16 protein-coding genes and 3 tRNA genes are annotated in these 19,442 nt (G+C 71.1%); 8 read left to right on the top strand and 11 right to left on the bottom strand.

What is annotated here, in order from left to right; all coding sequences use genetic code 11:
• The first annotated feature begins 21 nt into the window (after positions 1-21).
• Both dnaG and ACZ6K0_RS15775 read left to right on the top strand, forming a co-directional pair.
• A complete protein-coding gene (gene dnaG, locus ACZ6K0_RS15770; RefSeq protein WP_376406166.1) occupies positions 22-1,911 on the top strand; it encodes a DNA primase in 1,890 nt (629 codons plus the stop codon).
• Positions 1,912-2,111: 200 nt separating this feature from the next.
• Positions 2,112-3,158, top strand: a complete 1,047-nt coding sequence (locus ACZ6K0_RS15775; protein ID WP_376406168.1) for an RNA polymerase sigma factor — start codon at positions 2,112-2,114, stop codon at positions 3,156-3,158.
• Here ACZ6K0_RS15775 and ACZ6K0_RS15780 read toward each other — a convergent pair.
• The 5 genes from ACZ6K0_RS15780 to ACZ6K0_RS15800 all read right to left on the bottom strand — a co-directional run bounded on the left by ACZ6K0_RS15780 (position 3,155) and on the right by ACZ6K0_RS15800 (position 9,971).
• Positions 3,155-4,357, bottom strand: a complete 1,203-nt coding sequence (locus ACZ6K0_RS15780) for a TerD family protein (RefSeq protein ID WP_376406170.1) — start codon at positions 4,355-4,357, stop codon at positions 3,155-3,157. The two genes, ACZ6K0_RS15775 and ACZ6K0_RS15780, sit on opposite strands and share 4 nt — an antisense overlap.
• 34 nt (positions 4,358-4,391) lie before the next feature.
• The gene (locus ACZ6K0_RS15785) at positions 4,392-6,335 is read right to left on the bottom strand and encodes an ABC transporter ATP-binding protein (protein WP_376406172.1); all 1,944 of its coding nucleotides are present in this window, start codon (positions 6,333-6,335) and stop codon (positions 4,392-4,394) included.
• Positions 6,335-8,068 (bottom strand): ABC transporter ATP-binding protein, encoded by a 1,734-nt coding sequence (locus ACZ6K0_RS15790; RefSeq protein ID WP_469228731.1) that lies wholly within the window; start codon positions 8,066-8,068, stop codon positions 6,335-6,337. The genes ACZ6K0_RS15785 and ACZ6K0_RS15790 overlap by 1 nt, the downstream gene beginning before the upstream one ends.
• Before the next feature lie 113 nt (positions 8,069-8,181).
• Positions 8,182-9,621, bottom strand: coding sequence for an FGGY family carbohydrate kinase (locus ACZ6K0_RS15795; protein ID WP_469228728.1), 1,440 nt, complete (start codon positions 9,619-9,621; stop codon positions 8,182-8,184).
• A gap of 38 nt (positions 9,622-9,659) precedes the next feature.
• Complete coding sequence (locus tag ACZ6K0_RS15800) at positions 9,660-9,971, bottom strand: YtxH domain-containing protein (RefSeq protein ID WP_376406178.1); 312 nt, start codon at positions 9,969-9,971, stop codon at positions 9,660-9,662.
• A 136-nt stretch (positions 9,972-10,107) separates the two neighbouring features.
• Here ACZ6K0_RS15800 and ACZ6K0_RS15805 point away from each other — a divergent pair.
• The 3 genes from ACZ6K0_RS15805 to ACZ6K0_RS15815 all read left to right on the top strand — a co-directional run bounded on the left by ACZ6K0_RS15805 (position 10,108) and on the right by ACZ6K0_RS15815 (position 10,501).
• Positions 10,108-10,180: transfer RNA gene (locus ACZ6K0_RS15805), tRNA-Asn, on the top strand.
• A 5-nt stretch (positions 10,181-10,185) separates the two neighbouring features.
• Positions 10,186-10,258 (top strand) — tRNA-Asn (locus ACZ6K0_RS15810).
• A gap of 166 nt (positions 10,259-10,424) precedes the next feature.
• Positions 10,425-10,501: transfer RNA gene (locus ACZ6K0_RS15815), tRNA-Ile, on the top strand.
• A 214-nt stretch (positions 10,502-10,715) separates the two neighbouring features.
• Here the strand turns inward: ACZ6K0_RS15815 and ACZ6K0_RS15820 are convergent.
• Positions 10,716-12,029, bottom strand: coding sequence for a cation:proton antiporter (locus tag ACZ6K0_RS15820; RefSeq protein WP_469228727.1), 1,314 nt, complete (start codon positions 12,027-12,029; stop codon positions 10,716-10,718).
• 181 nt (positions 12,030-12,210) lie between these two features.
• On the opposite strand from ACZ6K0_RS15820, the gene ACZ6K0_RS15825 reads away from it, so the two are divergent.
• A complete protein-coding gene (locus tag ACZ6K0_RS15825; protein ID WP_469228725.1) occupies positions 12,211-13,176 on the top strand; it encodes a hypothetical protein in 966 nt (321 codons plus the stop codon).
• A gap of 7 nt (positions 13,177-13,183) precedes the next feature.
• Here the strand turns inward: ACZ6K0_RS15825 and ACZ6K0_RS15830 are convergent, their stop codons facing one another.
• Positions 13,184-13,876: a GAP family protein gene (locus tag ACZ6K0_RS15830; protein ID WP_469228723.1), complete on the bottom strand. Its 693-nt coding sequence runs from the start codon at positions 13,874-13,876 to the stop codon at positions 13,184-13,186.
• Between the two features lie 136 nt (positions 13,877-14,012).
• Entirely contained in the window at positions 14,013-14,447 is a 435-nt protein-coding gene (locus tag ACZ6K0_RS15835) for an SHOCT domain-containing protein (protein WP_376406198.1), read from the bottom strand.
• Between the two features lie 285 nt (positions 14,448-14,732).
• On the opposite strand from ACZ6K0_RS15835, the gene ACZ6K0_RS15840 reads away from it, so the two are divergent.
• Entirely contained in the window at positions 14,733-15,290 is a 558-nt protein-coding gene (locus tag ACZ6K0_RS15840; RefSeq protein ID WP_469228721.1) for a potassium channel family protein, read from the top strand.
• 19 nt (positions 15,291-15,309) lie between these two features.
• Here ACZ6K0_RS15840 and ACZ6K0_RS15845 read toward each other — a convergent pair whose 3' ends face one another.
• The 3 genes from ACZ6K0_RS15845 to ACZ6K0_RS15855 all read right to left on the bottom strand — a co-directional run bounded on the left by ACZ6K0_RS15845 (position 15,310) and on the right by ACZ6K0_RS15855 (position 17,752).
• The gene (locus ACZ6K0_RS15845) at positions 15,310-16,743 is read right to left on the bottom strand and encodes a DUF2252 domain-containing protein (protein ID WP_376406202.1); all 1,434 of its coding nucleotides are present in this window, start codon (positions 16,741-16,743) and stop codon (positions 15,310-15,312) included.
• Positions 16,744-16,932: 189 nt separating this feature from the next.
• Positions 16,933-17,259, bottom strand: a complete 327-nt coding sequence (locus ACZ6K0_RS15850) for a carboxymuconolactone decarboxylase family protein (RefSeq protein ID WP_376406204.1) — start codon at positions 17,257-17,259, stop codon at positions 16,933-16,935.
• 34 nt (positions 17,260-17,293) lie between these two features.
• Positions 17,294-17,752, bottom strand: a complete 459-nt coding sequence (locus ACZ6K0_RS15855) for a DUF7144 family membrane protein (protein WP_376406206.1) — start codon at positions 17,750-17,752, stop codon at positions 17,294-17,296.
• 445 nt (positions 17,753-18,197) lie between these two features.
• On the opposite strand from ACZ6K0_RS15855, the gene ACZ6K0_RS15860 reads away from it, so the two are divergent.
• Positions 18,198-19,409, top strand: a complete 1,212-nt coding sequence (locus ACZ6K0_RS15860) for a hypothetical protein (RefSeq protein WP_469228718.1) — start codon at positions 18,198-18,200, stop codon at positions 19,407-19,409.
• Positions 19,410-19,442 lie beyond the last annotated feature (33 nt).

Genomic DNA, 19,442 nt, shown 5'->3' on the forward strand with positions numbered 1-19,442 from the left:
GGACCCCCGTACACTTCATGCGTGGCAGGCAGGATTAACGATGACGACGTGAAGGCGGTCCGGGACGCGGTCCCGATCGACTCCGTCGTGTCCGAGTACCTCCAGCTGCGCAACGCGGGCGGCGGCAACCTCAAGGGCCTCTGCCCCTTCCACGACGAGAAGTCGCCCTCCTTCCAGGTCAGCCCCAGCAAGGGTCTCTTCCACTGCTTCGGCTGCCAGGAAGGCGGCGACACCCTCGCCTTCGTGATGAAGATCGACCACCTCTCCTTCTCGGAGACGGTCGAGCGCCTCGCCGCGAAGGCGGGCATCACCCTGCGGTACGAGGAAGGCGGCTACAACCCCGGCCACCAGCGCGGGGAGCGCATCCGCCTCATCGAGGCCCACAAGGTCGCCACCCAGTTCTACATCGACCAACTCGACTCGCCCGAGGCCGAGATCGGCCGGAAGTTCCTCGCCGAGCGCGGCTTCGACCAGGCCGCCGCCGCCCACTTCGGCGTCGGCTACTCCCCGGCCGGCTGGGACCACCTCACCCGCTTCCTGCGCGGCAAGGGCTTCTCCGACAAGGAACTGATCGTCTCCGGCCTCTCCCAGGACGGCCGCCGCGGCCCCATCGACCGCTTCCGCGGCCGCCTCATGTGGCCGATCAGGGACGTCGGCGGCGAGGTCGTCGGCTTCGGCGCGCGCAAGCTCCGCGACGACGACAACGGCCCCAAGTACCTCAACACGCCCGAGACGCCGATCTACAAGAAGTCCCAGGTGCTCTACGGCGTCGACCTGGCCAAGAAGGACATCGCCAAGGCCAGCCGGGCCGTCGTCGTCGAGGGCTACACCGACGTCATGGCCTGCCACCTCGCCGGCGTCACCACCGCCATCGCCACCTGCGGCACCGCCTTCGGCGGCGACCACATCAAGATCCTCCGCCGCCTCCTGATGGACAACGGCTCGGCCCGCGTCATCTTCACCTTCGACGGCGACGCCGCCGGCCAGAAGGCCGCCCTGCGCGCCTTCGAGGACGACCAGAAGTTCGCCGCCGAGACGTACATCGCCATCGCCCCCGACGGCATGGACCCCTGCGAACTGCGGCTCGCGAAGGGCGACGCGGCCGTCGCCGAACTCGTCCAGCCCCGCACCCCGCTCTTCGAGTTCGCGCTCCGCCAGATCGTGAAGCGCTACGACCTGGAGACCCCGGCCGGCCGCGCCGCCGCCCTCGACGAGGCCGCCCCCGTCGTCGCCCGCATCAAGAACATCGGGGCCCAGCACGAGGTCGCCGTCCAGCTCGCCGGCATGCTCGGCATCCTCGACACCCAGTTCGTCGTCAAGCGGGTCGCCCAGCTCGCCCGCTGGGCCCGCGACCGCGGCGGCAAGGGCCCCGCGCAGCAGCAGGCCCCGCAGCGCGGCTACGACACCCCGGCCCCGGCCGCCGCCTCCGGCCCCGCGCTCAACCTGCGCAGCCCCGCCCACCGCACCGAGCGCGAACTCCTCAAGCTCGCCCTCCAGCGCCCCGAACTGGTCTCCCCGGCCTTCGACGCGTACGGCATCGACGAGTTCACCGCCCCGCCCTACGCGGCCGTCCGCCAGTGCGTCCAGGACGCGGGCGGCGCCACCGGCGCCCCCTCCGACTACCTCGACACCGTCCGCGAGGCCGCCCCCAACGACGGCGTCCGCGCCCTCGTCACCGAGCTCGCCGTCGAGACGATCTTCGCCAAGAACGTCGACGAGGCCTACGCCGGCGACCAGCTCGTCACCGTCCGGCTGCGCGCCGTCGACCGCCGCATCCGCGACGTCCAGGGCACCCTGGCCCGGCTCGGCGCGAACGGCGACCCGGAACAGCTCTCGGCCGTGCAGAACGAGCTGTGGGTGCTCACCCAGTACGGGCAGTCCCTGCGGAACAACGGCGCCGGAGCCCTCTGACCGCCGGCGCTCGCCCGGCGGTCGGCGTCCCTCTGGCCGTGGGCACCCTCTGACCGTCGGTGACCCGGCGGATTCAAAAAGTCACCGCACGCCCCTCGTGGCGGCGATGTGTCGTACCCCACACTGGTTGACGGTGCCGTCCCGCTGCCGTATGGCCCCTCCGAACCGGCAGCGATCACCCGCCCTGGAGGTCGCCCCCCGTGCAGACCCAGACCGAGTCCGTGTCCGTGTCCGCGTCCCAGGAACAGCCACCGCACCCCGCGGAGCCAGAACCCGCACTCGACGAGGAACCCGAGGTCCCGGTCCAGCGGCGCCGCACCGACCTCGGTGGCAACGGGCCCTCCTCCGACCTCTTCCGCCAGTACCTCCGCGAGATCGGCCGCATCCCGCTCCTCACCGCCGAGGAGGAGGTCGACCTCGCCCGGCGCGTCGAGGCCGGACTCTTCGCCGAGGAGAAACTCGCCAACACCCCCGACCTGGAAACCCGGTTGGCGGCCGACCTGGACCGGCTCGTCGTCCTCGGCCGGATCGCCAAACGCAAGCTCATCGAGGCCAACCTCCGCCTCGTCGTCTCCGTCGCCAAACGGTACGTCGGCCGCGGCCTCACCATGCTCGACCTCGTCCAGGAGGGAAACCTCGGCCTCATCAGGGCCGTCGAGAAGTTCGACTACGCGCGCGGCTACAAGTTCTCCACGTACGCGACCTGGTGGATCCGCCAGGCGATGTCCCGGGCCCTCGCCGACCAGGCCCGGACCATCCGCGTCCCCGTGCACGTCGTCGAACTCATCAACCGGGTCATCCGCGTCCAGCGCCGCATGCTCCAGGAGCGGGGCTACGAACCCACCGCCGAGGAGGTCGCCGCCCAGCTCGACCTGGCCCCCGAGCGGGTCGGCGAGGTCCTCCGCCTCGCCCAGGAACCGGTCTCCCTGCACGCCCCCGTCGGCGAGGAGGATGACGTCGCCCTCGGCGACCTCATCGAGGACGGTGACGCCGCCTCACCTGTCGAGTCCGCCGCCTTCCTGCTGCTCCGCCGCCACCTGGAGGACGTGCTCTCCACCCTCGGCGAACGCGAACGGAAGGTCGTCCAGCTCCGCTACGGCCTCGACGACGGCCGACCCCGCACCCTGGAGGAGATAGGCCGGATCTTCGGCGTGACGCGCGAACGCATCCGCCAGATCGAGTCCAAGACCCTCAACAAACTCAGGGACCACGCCTACGCGGACCAACTGCGCGGCTATCTGGACTAGTCCAGCTCCTTGACCGTGAACGTCCACGCGCCCTCGGCGCGGAGACTCAGCAGCTGCGGTCCTCGCGGGACCGGGACGGTCTGCCGGAGCGACCCGACCTCGTTGAGGAGCAGGTCCATGTCGGGCAGGCGTCCGTCGGCGCGTCCCTCGACCCCGTAACCCTGGATGCCGACATAGCCGTTGCCGTCGTTCATCCTGCCCTCGAACTCCACTCGGAGGTCCGCCCCGTTGCCGAGGTAGAGCAGCGCCTCGGGGCCGTAGCCGCTCAGCGTTCCCTCCAGGCGGCGGGCGGCCGCGAGGGGCTTCACCCGCAGGATCCAGCGGTTCTCGGCGGAGAGCCGCATGCGCAGCGGCCGGCCCTTGGGGACCGTGGCGACCGCGCTGCCCCGGAAGCCGGGCAGGAGGTCGTTGAAGAGGTAGCCGTCGTCCTTGTTGCGCCGGTCGAGCGGGAAGAGGCCCACGTACCCGTAGTCCTCGTGCGCGAGCTCGACGAGGACGGGGCCGGTCCCGACCCGGTCGTCGAGGGCGATCACGTCGTTGCCGTACCCCTCGGCGACGAAGGGTTCGAAGAGGGGGCCGAACTTCCAGCCCTCGGCCAGTTCGTACGGCCGGTCGGCCGGCGGGAACGGCCCGGTGGGGGCCGGTGCGGGCGTCGGTGCCGGCCCGTCCAGGAGGCCGCCGTCGGCGGGCCGGGCCTGCCCCGGCCTCTTCGCCACGCCGGTCAGCGGGACCGGACCGGACGCGACCGGCTCCTCCTCCGCCACCTCGATCCCGTACTCCGTGACGAGGCCCGCGAGCCCGGAGGCGTACCCCGTCCCCAGCGGGCCGAACTTCCAGCCACCCGACTCCCGGAAGAACTCCGCGAAGGTGACGGCGGTGACGTCCGGCGTGCCCGGCACGGTGTACGCGGCGACGGCCGTCCCGTCCGGGGCGACCGCCGTCAGGGCGCCGCCGCCCGCCGGACCGCCGATCACGATCCGCTCGACGCCCGCCTCCACATCGCCCAACGCGAGGACCAGCGCCGCCGATTCGTGCCGGACCGACCCGGACGGATGGACCGGCTGCCCGTCGAAGACCATGTCCGCGTCCCCGCGGACCCGGCCGTCCGCGCCGAGCAGCAGCGCCGCCAACTCCACGCCCTCGACGCTCACTCGCAGCGGAACCGACGGCACCCAGGAACTCTTGGTGATGTGACCCATGCCGCACATCATGCGGCATGGGTCACATGCCGGGTCAGTCGACCTCGGCGACCGCCTGCGCGAACTGCGCTGCGTACAAGCGGGAGTAGGCCCCGCCGGACGCCAACAGCTCCTCGTGCGTGCCCTGTTCGACGATCGAGCCGCTCTCCATCACCAGGATCACGTCCGCGTCCCGGATCGTGGAGAGCCGGTGCGCGATGACGAACGACGTACGCCCGTGGGCCAGTCGGGCCATCGCCTTCTGGATCAGCACCTCGGTGCGGGTGTCGACCGAGCTGGTGGCCTCGTCGAGGACGAGGATCACCGGGTCGGACAGGAACGCCCGGGCGATGGTGATCAGCTGCTTCTCGCCCGCGCTCACCCCCGCGCCGTCGTCGTCGATGACCGTGTCGTACCCGTCGGGGAGGGTACGGACGAAACGGTCGGCGTGCGCCGCCCGCGCCGCCTCCTCGATCTCCGCCCGGGTCACCTCGCGCGTCGCGCCGTACGCGATGTTGTCGGCGATGGTGCCGCCGAAGAGCCAGGTGTCCTGGAGGACCATGCCGATGTCCTTGCGCAGGTCCTCGCGGGACATCGTCGCGATGTCCGTCCCGTCCAGCGTGATCCGGCCGTCCGTCACCTCGTAGAACCGCATGAGCAGGTTCACGAGGGTCGTCTTGCCGGCGCCCGTCGGACCGACGATCGCGACCGTCTGACCGGGCTCCACGGTGAGCGACAGGTCCTCGATGAGGGGCTTGTCCGCCTCGTAACGGAAGGACACCCCCTCCAGGGCGACCTTGCCCTTGAAGTCCGCCGGCGCCAGGTCGTTCGAGCGCTCGCTCGCCGGGGCGTCCGGCTCCTGCTCCTCGGCGTCGAGGAGCTCGAAGACCCGCTCCGCCGAGGCCACGCCCGACTGCACCAGGTTCGCCATCGACGCGACCTGCGTCAGCGGCATCGAGAACTGGCGCGAGTACTGGATGAAGGCCTGCACGTCACCGATGGAGAGCGTGCCGCTCGCCACCCGCAGACCGCCGACGACGGCCACCAGGACGTAGTTGATGTTCGAGACGAAGAACATCACCGGCTGCATCACACCGCTGTTGAACTGCGCCTTGAACCCGGCCTCGTACAGCGCCTCGTTCTGCTCGCGGAAGTCCCGCGCGGACTCCTCCTGCCGGCCGAAGACCTTCACCAGGTTGTGCCCGGTGTACATCTCCTCGACGTGCGCGTTGAGCGTGCCCGTGGACTTCCACTGCTGCACGAAGTGCGGCTGCGAGCGCTTGCCGATCTTCGCCGCGACGAAGACCGAGACCGGCACCGTCACGATGGCCACCAGGGCGAGCAGCGGCGAGATCCAGAACATCATCGCCAGCACGCCGACGATCGTGAGCAACGAGTTGATCAGCTGACCCATTGACTGCTGGAGCGTCTGCGAGATGTTGTCGATGTCGTTGGTCGCCCGGGACAGCACCTCGCCGCGCTTCGCCTTGTCGAAGTACGACAGCGGCAGCCGCGCCAGCTTCGTCTGGACGTCCTCGCGCATGCGGAAGACCGTCCGGTTGATCACCTTGATCGACAGGCGGGTGGAGACCAGCATGAGCAGGCCCGCCGCCACGTAGACCGCGAGGACCCAGAGCAGGACCTCGCCGACCGCGGTGAAGTCGATGCCCTGCCCGGGGGTGAAGTCGACCCCGGACAGCATGTCCGCCATGCCGGAGTCGCCCGAGGCGCGGAGCCCCGCGATCGCGTCCGCCTTCGAGGGGGCGTCGGCCGTCTGCCGCCCGACCACGCCCGCGAAGACGAGGTCGGTCGCCTTGCCGAGGATCTTCGGCCCGACCACGGAGGCCGCCACCGACAGCACACCCGCGAGCAGCATCACCCAGAGCGTGGCGCGCTCGGGCGCCAGCTGCTTGAGGAGGCGCTTGCTCGACCCCTTGAAATCCATCGACCGCTGGTCGGGGCCGCCACCGGCCATCATGCGTCCGCCAGGACCGGCCATCAGGCTGCCTCCGCCTCGGTCAGCTGGGAGAGCACGATCTCCCGGTACGTCTCGTTCTCCGCCATCAGCTCCTGGTGCCGGCCGGTGCCGACGACCCGGCCCTCGTCGAGGACGACGATCCGGTCGGCGTCCCGGATGGTCGACACCCGCTGGGCGACGATCACCACCGTCGAGTCCGCCGTCTCCTGCCGGAGCGCCTCGCGCAGCAGGGCGTCGGTCTCGTAGTCCAGGGCGGAGAAGGAGTCGTCGAAGAGGTAGATCTCCGGCTTCTGCACCAGCGTCCGCGCGATCGCGAGCCGCTGCCGCTGACCGCCGGAGACGTTCGTGCCGCCCTGCGCGATCGGGGCGTTCAGCCCGTTCTCCAGCTTGCGGACGAAGTCGGCCGCCTGGGCGACCTCCAGGGCGTGCCAGAGCTCCTCGTCGGTCGCGTCGGGCTTCCCGTACCGCAGGTTCGTCGCCACCGTCCCGGAGAACAGGTACGGCTTCTGCGGCACCAGGCTCACGGTCCGCGCCATCAGCGCCGCGTCGAGCTTCCGCACGTCGACACCGTCGACGAGGACCTCGCCGCCGGTGGCGTCGAAGAGCCGCGGGACGAGCCCGAGGAGCGTCGACTTGCCGCTGCCCGTGGACCCGATGATCGCGGTCGTCTCGCCGGGCCGGGCGACGAGCCCGACGTCCTTGAGGACCGACTCCTCGGCGCCCGGATAGCGGAAGTCCGCGCTCCTGACCTCCAGATGCCCGCGCCGGTCGAGGGTCGTCACCGGCTCGGCCGGCGGCACGACGCTGGACTCGGTCGCGAGGACCTCCTCGATGCGCTCGGCGCACACCTCGGCACGCGGCACCATCATGAACATGAAGGTGGCCATCATCACGGACATCACGATCTGCATCAGATAGGCGAGGAAGGCGGTCAGCGCGCCGATCTCCATCCCGCCGCTGTCGATGCGGTGGGCGCCGAACCAGACGACGGCCACGCTGGAGACGTTCACGACGGTCATCACGACCGGGAACATCAGCGCCATCAGCCGGCCGGTCGCCATCGACACGTCGGTCAGATCGGCGTTGGCCCGGCGGAACCGCTCCTCCTCGTACCCGTCCTTCACGAAGGCCCGGATGACGCGGTTGCCGGTGATCTGCTCGCGCAGCACCCGGTTCACGGTGTCGAGGCGCTCCTGCATGGTCCGGAAGAGCGGCCGCATCCGCCGGACGATGAGGGTGACGGAGATGCCGAGGACCGGCACCACCGCGAGCAGCACGGCCGACAGCGGCACGTCCTGGCCGAGCGCCATCACGATGCCGCCGACGCACATGATCGGCGCGGAGACCATCAGGGTGAACGCCATCAGGACCAGCATCTGGACCTGCTGCACGTCATTGGTCGTACGGGTGATCAGCGAGGGCGCGCCGAAGTGCCCGAGCTCCCGGGCGGAGAAGGACTGCACCCGGTCGAAGATCGCACCGCGCACGTCCCGGCCGAGTGCGGAGGCCGTCCGGGCGCCGTAGTAGACCGCCCCGATGTTGCAGACGACCTGCACGACGGAGACGGCGACCATCAGCGCGCCGAAACGCAGGATGTAGCCGGTGTCCCCGTTGACGACACCGTTGTCGATGATGTCGGCGTTCAGGGTCGGCAGGTAGAGGCTCGCGCAGGTCTGCAGGAACTGCAGGAGGACGAGCAGCGCGATGGGTTTTCGATAGGGCTGGAGGTGGGTTCGGAGAAGTCTTATGAGCACGGGACCTACTATCGCCCGCGCTCCTGTGGGAGACGACTCGGTTTTCGGGGCGCGGGCGAGCCCTGGCAAAGACTTTACGAACCGGAGGTTTGGCCCCCGGCTCTCCCGACCGTCTACTGACCGAACGCACCCGGGTGGATCTGCTCCCGGGTCGCCACGTACTGCTGCCGCACGGCCTGCCCGGTCGCCAGCTCCTCGCCGGGCTCCAGGATCTGGGCGGCGGCCCCCTGCCAGGCCGGGGGAGCGGAGGGCGACAGGGTGCCCCGCGCGACCCCGAGGGCCCAGGCGGCCTGCCGGGCCGCGCCGAGCGCCGCGTAATCGGCCGGCTGGGGGACGACGACCTGCGCGCCGAAGAGCGCCGGCGCCAGGGCCTGTACGGCCGGGAGGCCGGCCGCGGCGCCGAGCAGGAAGATCCGCCGCACCTCGACCCCGCGCCCGCGCAGCACGTCCATGGCGTCGGCGAGCGCGCAGAGCATGCCCTCGAACGCGGCCCGCGCCAGGTGCTCGGGCTTCATCGACTCGCGCCGCAGCCCGCTGAGCGTGCCCGCGGCGTGCGGCAGGTTCGGGGTGCGCTCGCCCTCCAGATAGGGCAGCAGGACGAGCCCGGAGGACCCGGGCGTCGACTTCAGGGCGAGCGCGGAGAGCTCCTCGAGCGATTCCGCTCCCAGCATCTCGGCGGTGCCGCGCAGCGCCCGCACCGCGTTGGAGGTGGGGACGACGGGCAGGTGCATGCCGGTGGCGTCGGCGAAGGAGGTGATCATGCCGCCCGGGTCGGCGAGGGCCTCGTGGTGGACGGCCATCACGGAGCCGGAGGCGCCGAGCGAGACCACCGCGTCGCCGGGAGCGAGCCCGAGCCCGAGGGCGGCGGCCATCGTCTCGCCGGTGCCGGCGGAGATGAGGAGCCCCTCGGGGGTGGTGCCGGCGGCCTCGGCCGGGCCGAGGACCTCGGGCAGCACGGCCTGGTGTCCGAGCGCCAGTTCCACGAGATCGGGGCGGTACGCGCCGGTGCGGGGCGACCAGTAGCCGGTGCCGGAGGCGGCGCCGCGGTCGGTGGTGCGGCGCGCGGGCCTGCCGAGGAGCTGCCAGACCAGCCAGTCGTGCGGCTGGAGGACCGCGGCGGTCCGCTGCGCGTTCTCGGGTTCCGTACGGGCCAGCCAGCGCAGCTTGGCGACCGGCTGCCCGGAGCCCGGCACGCAGCCGACGGCCTCGGCCCACGCCTGGCGCCCGCCCAGCGACTCGACGAGGTCGGCGGCGGCGACCTGCGCCCGCTTGTCGTTGCCGACGAGCGCGGGCCGCACGAGACCGCCCTGCGCGTCGAGCGGCACGAGCCCGTGCTGCTGGGCGGAGACGCCGATGGCCTGCACGCCCTCAAGGAGCCCGCCGGTGGCGGCCTCCCCGAGCGAGAGCAGCCAGGTCTGCGGATCGACCTCGGCCGCCTTCGGTTCGCCCTGGTGAGGGGCGTATCCCTGGCGCAGTACGGCACCCGTGTCCGCGTCACAGACGACGATGCGGGTGAATCCTGCAGAGCTGTCGAGTCCGGCGACTATCCCCATGACATGTGATTCTGCCGCACGCGGGGCCCGGACGGGGATCAGGTGTTGGTGGTGCCCCAGTCGTCGTCCTCGACGCGCCCGTTCCCCCGGCTGCGCTCGCGCAGCGCGTGGACCCGGTCGGTCAGCGAGGAGGGCAGCTTGTCGCCCACCGTGTCGCTCACGGCGTGCATCGCCTTGCCCGCGACCTGGCGGCCGGTCTGGGCCGCCGACTCGGCGGCGTTGCGCACGGCCGGGTTCTGCGTGAAGTCCCTGGCGGACTTCTTCATCTGCTCGTAGCGCTCGCGTCCTGCCCGCGTGCCGACCACGTAACCGAGGGCGAGGCCCACGACGAACGTCAGCTTGTACCGCACGGCTGCGATCCTTCCCTGGAGGCCCTGGGGATACCGATTGGCGGAGCACCCCCCTGCTTGCGCTAATGTATGTCTCGCAGCGAGCGAGCGCCCTCCCGGTACGGCCGGACTGGGTACGTTCGGTGCAACGCAGCAATCCCCTGTAGCTCAATTGGCAGAGCAGCCGACTGTTAATCGGCAGGTTACTGGTTCGAGTCCAGTCGGGGGAGCGCGATCCCCTGTAGCTCAATTGGCAGAGCATTCGGCTGTTAACCGGAGGGTTGCTGGTTCGAGTCCAGCCGGGGGAGCAGAACGAAAGAGGACCCTTCGGGGTCCTTTTTCGCGTCCCGGGGAACCATGCGCGGCGGCCCGCGGTCTTCATGGTCAGCAGAGCCTGATCTTCCGGAGCAGGAGATCGTATGAGCGGCTATGCTGCGGCAGACGGCGCGCACACATGTACGCGCCTCACCGTTCGGGGCGGTAGCTCAGCCGGTTAGAGCAGCGGACTCATAATCCGTCGGCCGTGGGTTCGAGTCCCACCCGCCCCACCAGCGCTTGGTGCAGAAGAATCGATCTGACCAGGCACTTTCCCTGGTCGGACGAGTCCGGCCGCGCTTGTGCGGGGCCTTCGCCCTCGCGTCCCCCATTGTTCGGACAGCGCGCGTGGACGCGAGCGGTCCGACACGCCCAAGTCACCCGGATGCCGCGAGGCCGCCCCCGGCCGGCCCCTCTGTGAGCCACCCCACACCATCCGGCGCCGGGGTCTTACTTCTCCGGTGGGTGCGAGCGGCCGAGTCTGCGGCGGACGGGGGTTGCGGTGACGGGGGTGCCTTCGCGCAGGTCGGGAGTGGTGGCCGCGGCCTTCTCGTGCCAGCGGCCGTACCGCTCGGCGAGCGAGACCGCCGAGACGCCGTGCAGGAGGACGCTGAGGCCGACGGTGATCGCGACCACGTTTCCCAGCAGCTCCACCCCCGGGACGTGTTCCTCCACCACGAGCAGCGCCAGGACCACGGAGGCCAGACCGCGCGGCCCGAACCAGGCGATGTACGCCACGGTGGGCAGCCGCAGACCGCTCCCGGCGAGCGAGAGAGCCACGGGCAGCATCCTGACCACGGTGAGGCTGAGGACGGCGTACACGACGATCCGCCAGCTCAGGTGCTCCAGCGCGGGGCCGAGCAGGACCGCCCCGAAGACGAGGAGGCTGATCGAGGCCAGCAGCTCGCCGAGGTTCTCGGTGAACTCGGCCGTATGGTCGGGGCGCTCCTCGTCGCCGCCGGCCGGGTGCCTGCGCAGGGCGAACCCGCAGGCGAAGCCGGCGACCCACGCGGCGATGAAGCCGCTGCCCTCCGTCACCACGGCGAGTTCGTACGCCCCGGCCGCGACGGCCGGCAGATAGACGTGCCGCCACTCCCGCGTGACCCATCCCCTGGCCCGGGACCACTGCAGCAGCCGGCCACCGGCCCACCCGACCAGCAGACCCAGGACGGTGCTCAGCACCAGGGCCCGCCAGAAGACCCCGGCCACGCCCTCCGCCGCGTAGTGCGTGCCCGGGATGGCCGCCAGGAACAGGAGGAAGAAGGGCAGCACCATGCCGTCGTTCAGGCCGCTCTCGACATTCAGTCCGTGACGGACGAGCGCCGGAACCCGGGGGTGGGTGATGGCGGTCTTCCCGAGGGCGGCGTCGGTCGGGGCGAGGACGGCGCCGACGAGCGCGAGCTCCCACAGGGTGAGTCCCGGCAGCAGAGGCCAGGCGAGCAGCCAGCCGGCCCCGATGGTCAGCGGAAGCCCGATGCCGAGCAGCCGCCCGGGGAGGAAGCCACCGGTCCGGAGGTCCCGTCTGCGGATCGTCATGGCATCGGTGAAGAGCAGCAGCGCCAGGGTGACTTCGAGGAGCGCGATGATCGGCGCGGCGTCGTGCGTCAGGTCGACGATGTCCAGCACCGCCGGCCCGATGAGGACGCCCGCACCGACGAACACCATTGCCGACGAGACCGGCGTCGTGGAAAGCCGCCGCGAACCCAGCGCGTACGCGGCTGTGACAGCGGCCACCGCCGCACCGGTCCAAGCACCACTGCTCATGTGCTCCTTCTACAGCTCGGTGAACCGCTGCCTGCCGACCTCGTCGGGGGACACGCCGGACGGCGTCCTGGGCCCTCGTTCGTTAGGCTTGCGGGCAGGCGTTCTCTCCGTTCTCTCCGTCGGAAGTAGGCCACCGCCGGGGCGCCGAGAAGTTTCGGTCACCCCGGGACTGGAGCGGCGTATGCCCTTTCGTCCAGCGCCCGGTCTGACGCGTGCGGGTCTCGCGGCCGTGTTCGTGGTGGCGTTGGCCGCCGCTCCCGGCCCTCCCGCGCAGGCGTTCACCGGGGGCAACCACGAGAGCATCACGCGGGCCGCCCTGCCCTGGGAGCCGGTCACGCTCTCCGCGATGGCGGATGCCCGGGACGGGGCTGTCAACGCCAATGACCATGGTGGGTACTTCCTCGTCGGGCCCCTGCACTGCGACAACGCCGACTATCTCGCCCCCCGCTACGCCCGGGACTACCCCCGCAGCCGGGACGAGGCCACCACCGAGCTCCTCGCCTGTGTCCGTACCTCCGTCGCCCGTTTCCGGAACGCGGTCCGGGCCGCCGACGGGCTCGTCGATGCCCGCGGTGCTGTCCGGGCGGAGCAGAGTGATCTTTCCTCGGCCTGTGTGTGGGACGAGACCCCCGACCGTGCCAAGTGCGACGTGCTCGAACAGCTCGGCCGCGGCTGGCACCAGCTCCAGGACTTCTACGCGCACTCGAACTGGTCCGACCGGGCCGCCCCCGTTCCCGTCGGCCCGGACAACCCGCCCGGACTGGCCCGTGACGGTGTCGCCCCCTTCCTCGACATCCGGCGCTACAGCACCATGGACGATGCCGACTGGACCCGGGAGGCGCGGGCCCTCGTACCCGCCGACCTCGCCACCGGCTGCTACTCCGACATCGACTCCACCGGCGTCAAGGACGGCGACTGCGCCGGCCGTGTCACGCACAACCGCGACCTGAACAAGGACACCGCCGCATCCCGCCGCTCCAAGACCGGCGACAACTTCGACCACGCCGTATCCGGGGCCACCGCAGAGACCACCCGCCAGTGGAACGACTTCACCGCCGCACTGCGCACGACCTATCCGGACGACCGGCGCGGCGAGCAGATGATCTGCGCACTCGTCCACGACGAGCCGGCTTCGAGCTGTCCTTGAGTCCGAGTCATCCGGTCAGCTGGTACAGGCTCCTGCCGACCAGCCACAGTCCGAGCACCAGGCAGATCAGGACGATCGCCGGGTCCTTGTGACGTTCCAGCCACCCCCGCAGCCTCACCAGGCTGAGGTGGGCCTTCTCGGGCGCGAACACCATGTACAGCTCCATGGCCAGCAGTCCGGCCGTGGCCAGGACGCAGAAGCCGAGGAGCGCCACGAAGGACTGGACGTGGGAGAGGTCGGCCTTCACGACCGTGGCGGCCGCGGCGCTGACCATGCCCCAGGGCTGGAGGAGGACGGCGAGTCCGGCCGCGGACCATCCGGTGGCCTGGTCCATCCGGGACGTCAGCGACCGGCCGGATCCTTTGGGCCCCCCTTTGTCGGGGACCCCCTCGTCCGAAGCCGCCGCGGCGGGGCGGCGGCTCTTGCGGCGCCTGTGCTCGCTGTAGACGATCAGGCCCACACCGATCACCAGCGTCGCCGCGAGCGCCGCGATCGAGGGCGGAGAGCGGGGTGCCGGCGGTTGCCCGCCGGTGAAGAGCAGCACCATGGCGATCACGGCCACGAGGCAGGCGAGCCAGGCGAGGATGAAGGCCAGGCCCTTGTAGACCCCGCGGGGTGCCGACACGACCAGGACGAAGGCCATCACCGGCAGCGGGTAGAGCGCGATGGCCAGGCCGATGAGGAACAGGTCGAGGATCACGGGCACGCACCCCGGACTCGGTCAGGTCGCGAGGATTCCGGTCGCGCGGAGTCGGGTCGCGCGGAGTCGGCTCGCGAGGGGGCGCATGGCGTCAGCTCGCGAGGCGTCAGCTCGCGAGGAGTCGGCTCGCGCGGAGTCAGCTCGCGAGGACCTTCGCCTTGGCCTGTGCGAACTCGGCTTCCGTGATCGCGCCGCGGTCCTTGAGCTCCGCGAGCCTCGCCAGTTCCTCCGCGTGGCCGCCGCCGGTTCCGCCGGTTCCGCCGGTCCCGGCGGTCTCGCGTACGTACGAGGCGAACTGCTCCTCGTTCTGGCGGACCCGCTTCAACTCGCGTTCGCCCATGCCGCGCCCGCGGGCGATGAGGTAGATGAACACGCCCAGGAAGGGCAGCAGGATCACGAGGACGGTCCATCCCGCCTTGCCCCAGCCGCCCAGGTCGTCGTCGCGGAAGATGTCGCCGATGATGCGGAACAGCAGCATGAACCAGAGGACCCAGAGGAAGATCATCAGCATGGTCCAGAACATGTTCAGCAGCGGGTAGTCCACTGCCAGGGTCACCATCGAGTCCTTCATGGTCGAGCTCCTGCCCAGTCGTGACGGCCGCGGCTGCCCTTTCGGAAGCCGCGATCCGGCGTGACGATCTGCTTCCAGAGTGCGCCGAGGCCGAGTTCGCCGCACCCGGACGGGACCCGGCCGAGGCCGGGTCACCCGCTCGGCGGAGCACCGGCTCCGCCGGCCCGGTGACCTCCTGGTGCGCCTGCCGCCCGCCGCGGGGATCGCCTGGGACAGTGACCGCCCTCGGGCAGGGGAGCGGCACGGTCAGGGCGTTCCGTGCGAACGAGAGGGAAACGGGGAAACGTGGACGGGAATCCGACGATCCGCCGGTCGGCCGTACTCACCGCGGTGCGTGCGCTTCTGACGGTGGCGGCCGTTCTGGCCGCCTACTACCTGTTGCCGCTGGATTCGGCCTTCACCGCGGGCACCGTGGTGGTGCTCGTCGTCGGCGTCTTGCTGGTGGGGGTGCTCCTGGCCTGGCAGGTGCACACGATCCTGCGTTCCGCGCGCCCGGGGCTCCGGGCCGTCGCGGCGGTGGCGGCGGCGCTGCCCTTCTTCGTCGTGCTGTTCGCCGCCACCTACTTCCTGCTGGAGCGCAGCACACCCGAGAGCTTCAGCGAAGCGATGTCCCGGACCGACGCCCTCTACTTCACGATGACCGTGTTCAGCACGGTCGGGTTCGGCGACATCACGCCGCGCACCGAACTCGCCCGGCTGCTGACCACGGGACAGATGACGGCCAATTTCCTGCTGATCGGCGTGGCGGCCCGCTTCCTGCTGCGGGCGGTCGAGGAGGGCCGGCGCCTGCGGGGCCTCGGGGGGACGGGCGACGAGCGCGGCGGGCCGCCCGCCGCGCCGTGACCCCGTCCGCCCCTCCGGTTCAGGACTCCGGCAGCTCCTCCGCGGGCAGCCGGCCCGCGTGTACGGCGTCGACCAGGGCCTGGTGGTCGCGCTCGTTCTGGTCGGCGTAGGACTCCGCGAACGTGGCGATGGCCCGGTCGAACGAGGTGCCGCTGCCCAGGTACGAGGCGATCGCGATCCGGTCGCCGGACCGCGCGTGCGCACGCGCCAGCGTGACCCCGCACACGTCGCCGAACGCCTCCATGCCCCGGGGGACCATCTGCTCCGGCACCGCGATGCCCTTCCAGTCGCGCAACTGGCGGATGTAGAAGTCGCGCCGCTTGCCGTCGATCCCGTCGACGCGCTCCCAGCCGAGGAAGATGTCGCTGGTGGCCTGCATCAAGCGCTGGCCGGAGACGACGCGCTCGCCCTGGTTGCGGTACGCGCTCGCGCCGACGTGCGCGGCCAGCACGGAGTCGTCCGCCTCCTTGGCCTGGAGGAAGAGCGGGTCCTGGTCGTCCCGGCCGAGGAGCAGGAAGATCCAGCAGCGGGTGCCGACGCTGCCGACGCCGACCACCTTGCGGGCGACGTCCGCCAGCCGGTAGTCCGCCAGGAGGGTGCGCCGATCGGACTGGAGGGTGCCGGCGTACCGGTCGATCAGGCTGCGGAACTGGCGTTCGAGGGCCGTGCGTTCGACGTCGGGCAGCAGGTCGCCGACCGGAACGAGCAGCGGGGGATCCGCCGCGATCACGGGCCGGCCGTCGACCGTCTCGGTGAGCTTGTCGAAGGCCTGGAGGCTGTCGCGGGTGCGGGCCTTCGCCATGGCGCGGGCCAGTTGCTTCTGTCCCCGCTTGTGCAGCCGGTCCGTGGCCAGGGCCTCCAGGCGGTCCGCGTCGATCTTCGCGTACCAGACGTCGATGTCGCGCATGTCCGCGAGGCGGATCATCGCCTCGCGGTAGGAACGGACCGTGCGCCGGACGATGCGTTCGCGCTCGGCCTCGTCGAAGCCGTTGGCCCGGGCGGCGATCACGAAGCTCGCCGACAGCCGTTTGACGTCCCACTCCCAGGGGCCCGGAAGCGTCTCGTCGAAGTCGTTGATGTCGAACATCAACTGGCGCTCCGGTGAGGCGAGGAGGCGGAAGTTCAGCATGTGCGCGTCCCCGCACAGCTGGGCGTGGAGCCCGGAGCGGGGGGTGTCGGCCAGGTCGGAGGCCATGATCGCGGCGGCGCCGCGGTAGAAGCGGAACGGGGACTCCGTCATCCGGGCGTACCGGATCGGGACGAGCTCCTGGACCCGTGTCGCCGACTGTCCTTCCAGGATCGTCAGCGGGTCGGTCCTGTCGGCGGCCGGCCGGTACTCGGCGTGGCTCGACCGCGGCGCGCGGCGTCGGGCTTCCTTGCCGAGCGCCGCACGCTCCTCCGGCGTGGCGTGGCGAGCCGCGCGCATTGCCGCCGTGGTCGTGTTCCGGGGCATGGAGCCCTCCTGCCCGGCCCTTTACAGGCCGTTGGAATGCCCGGCACGGGGGTCAAGGCGGCCGGAGGTGGCTTCCTGGCCTTCCCTAGCCTTCTCCGGTGTGGGCCGCGCCGGGCATCGATGTCGGGTGGGGGGTGGGGGAGTGAGGGGTTGGGGGGAGGAGTTGGGTTGGGAGGGGAGGCGGGCTTCTCAGCCCTCGGCCTCGATCTCGGCGTCCGCGACGGCGATGGCGATGCCGAGTGCCGCGGAGATGTTGCCGGCTGCCGTCATGACGCGAGCGGTGCCCACGATCGGTGCGATGGCGACCAGGACGTCCTGCAGCTGCTCGGCGGTCATGCCGGTCTCGATGGCGAGTTCGATGTGGGCCGCGTAGGAGATCGGTGGGGCGTCCGAGGCGGCGAGAGCCGCGATCCGCGCGATCATGAGCATGTCCGGAGCCAGGCCGCACCGCTCGATCGAGTCGACCGTCATGGCGGCGAGCGTGTCCAGGACTGGGGTTTCCGATGCGGTGGACATCTCGTAGGTCCTTCTGTGGGTGGGGTCGGGACCGTCATTCGGTGCTGTGCGTCCAGCTGGTGCACAGTGCCCAGATGACGAACACGTCGATCGCCAGGATGGTGAGCGCCCACCACGGCTGGTACGGCAGCCAGAGGAAGTTGGCGATCGCGCTGAGGCTGGCCAGGACGATGCCCGTCGCCCTCGCCCAGTTCGCGCCCATGAAGAGGCCTACCGCGGTCAGGACGACGATGATCCCGAGTACGAGGTGGATCCATCCCCAGGCCGTCAGGTCGAACTCGAAGACGTAGTTTCCGACGCGGGCGTACACGTCGTCCTTGGCGATGGCCGTGATGCCCTGGAGGATGCCCAGGACGCCCGACAGGGACAGCAGTACCGCGGCGAACACGGTGCCCCCGCCGGCGACGCCGCCGCCGTCCCCGGACCGGTGCGCGTTCCCTGGCGCGGCGCCGGTGTTCTTCCACTGGCCTCCGGCCGGTGTTTGCTGGCTCATAGAAGTCACCTCGCAGCTTGCGGTGCGTTGCGGGGCATCCCTTCGGCCTTGATCTGCTGGTGCCTCCCCGGGATGTCGGGCCAAGGTGCCTCCCTTCGAGTATCACGGTCGCCGGGTCGGCGTGCTCGACGGCGGCGTGACCGCCCCTGCTCGAGGCGGGCGGGCGACGCGGTGGAGTAACCCGGAGTGCGGGTCTCGCTACGACGAGTACCTAATGGGGGGCAGGTGTTTTCTCCCCAGCCGCCACGGGAGTGTCATGAGTACGCCGCCCGAGCCGCCCCAACCGCCCGAGCCGCCCGAGCGGCCACGGCCGCCCCAGCCTCCGCCGCCGCCCGAGCCTCCGCCGCCGCCCCAGCCGCCACCGCCGCCCGGGCCGCCCGACTCCGCTCCTCCCGCTCCGCCACCGCCGCCGGGCCGGAAGGGCTCGCTCGCCGGACGGATCGCGATGAGCACGGTCTCGGCCGTACTGATCACGCTCACCTGCATCCTCGTTCCGGTGTCCCTGATCACCGTCTGGGTGCACGACATCGTGCTCGACAACGGCCGGTACGTGTCGACGGTCGCCCCGCTCGCGTCGGATCCGGCGATCGAGGCGGCGGCCGTCAAGCGGATCGCCGAGGCCGCCGACGCCAAGGTCGACGGCGCGCAGGTCACGTCCGACATCGCGGCCTGGCTGGAGTCCCAGGGGCTGCCGCCCCGGGTCGGTGACGCGATCAAGTCGCTGGGCCCGCAGCTGGATTCGGCGGTCGACCAGGCCGTCACCAAGCTGGCGACCCGCTTCGTCGAGAGCGACCGGTTCGAGACCGTCTGGACCGAGGCCAACCGCGTCGCCCACACGGCCGTGGTGCACGCGCTGACCGGCGAGGGCCGCGGCTCCGTGGAGGTCAGCGGCGGCACGGTCACCCTCGACGTGGGAGCCGCCGTCGAGCAGGTCAAGAAGGACCTCGTGGACGCCGGGCTCTCCCCGGCGGCGAAGATCCCCGAGGTCAACAAGCAGATGGTGCTCTTCCAGTCCGACAAGCTGGAGAAGATCAGGGACGGGGTCCATCTGCTCGACGTCGTCGGCAACTGGTTGCCCATTCTCACGGTGGTGCTCGGCGCGATCGGGGTGCTGCTCGCCCGTCGCCGTCGCCGCGCCCTGGTGACCACGACCCTCGGCGCCGCCGCGGCCTGTCTGGTGCTCGCCATCGGCCTGGTGATCGCCCGCCGCTACTACCTCGACCATCTGCCCGAGCAGGTGCAGTCACCGGCCGCGGCCGCGGCGATCTTCGACACGCTGGTGCGCTTCCTGCGGGTCAGCATCCGCACCGCGCTCGTCCTCGGGGTCCTGGTGGCGCTCGGCGCCTACCTGTCCGGTACGGGCCGCCTGCCGCGCGCCGTGCGCGGCTTCGCCGACCGCACGGCCGACTCCGCCGCGCGCTGGGGTGCGGCCCACGGCGTGCACACCGGGAAGGTGGGCACCTGGGTGGACACCTACCGCCGGTGGCTCACCATCGGGGTGCTGCTCGTCCTGGCGCTGATCTTCGCCTTCTGGAACCACCCGACGGTGCTCACCGTGCTGTTGATGGTGCTCATCCTGCTCGTCGTCCTCGCCGTGCTGGCGCTGCTCGCCGCGACTGGACGCGAGCGCCGCGACGAGGCGGTCCCCAAGGGGTGAGCCGGCTCCGGCCGGGACGACCGCCGCACCGCC

The organism is Streptomyces sp. NPDC042346, assembly GCF_055581845.1.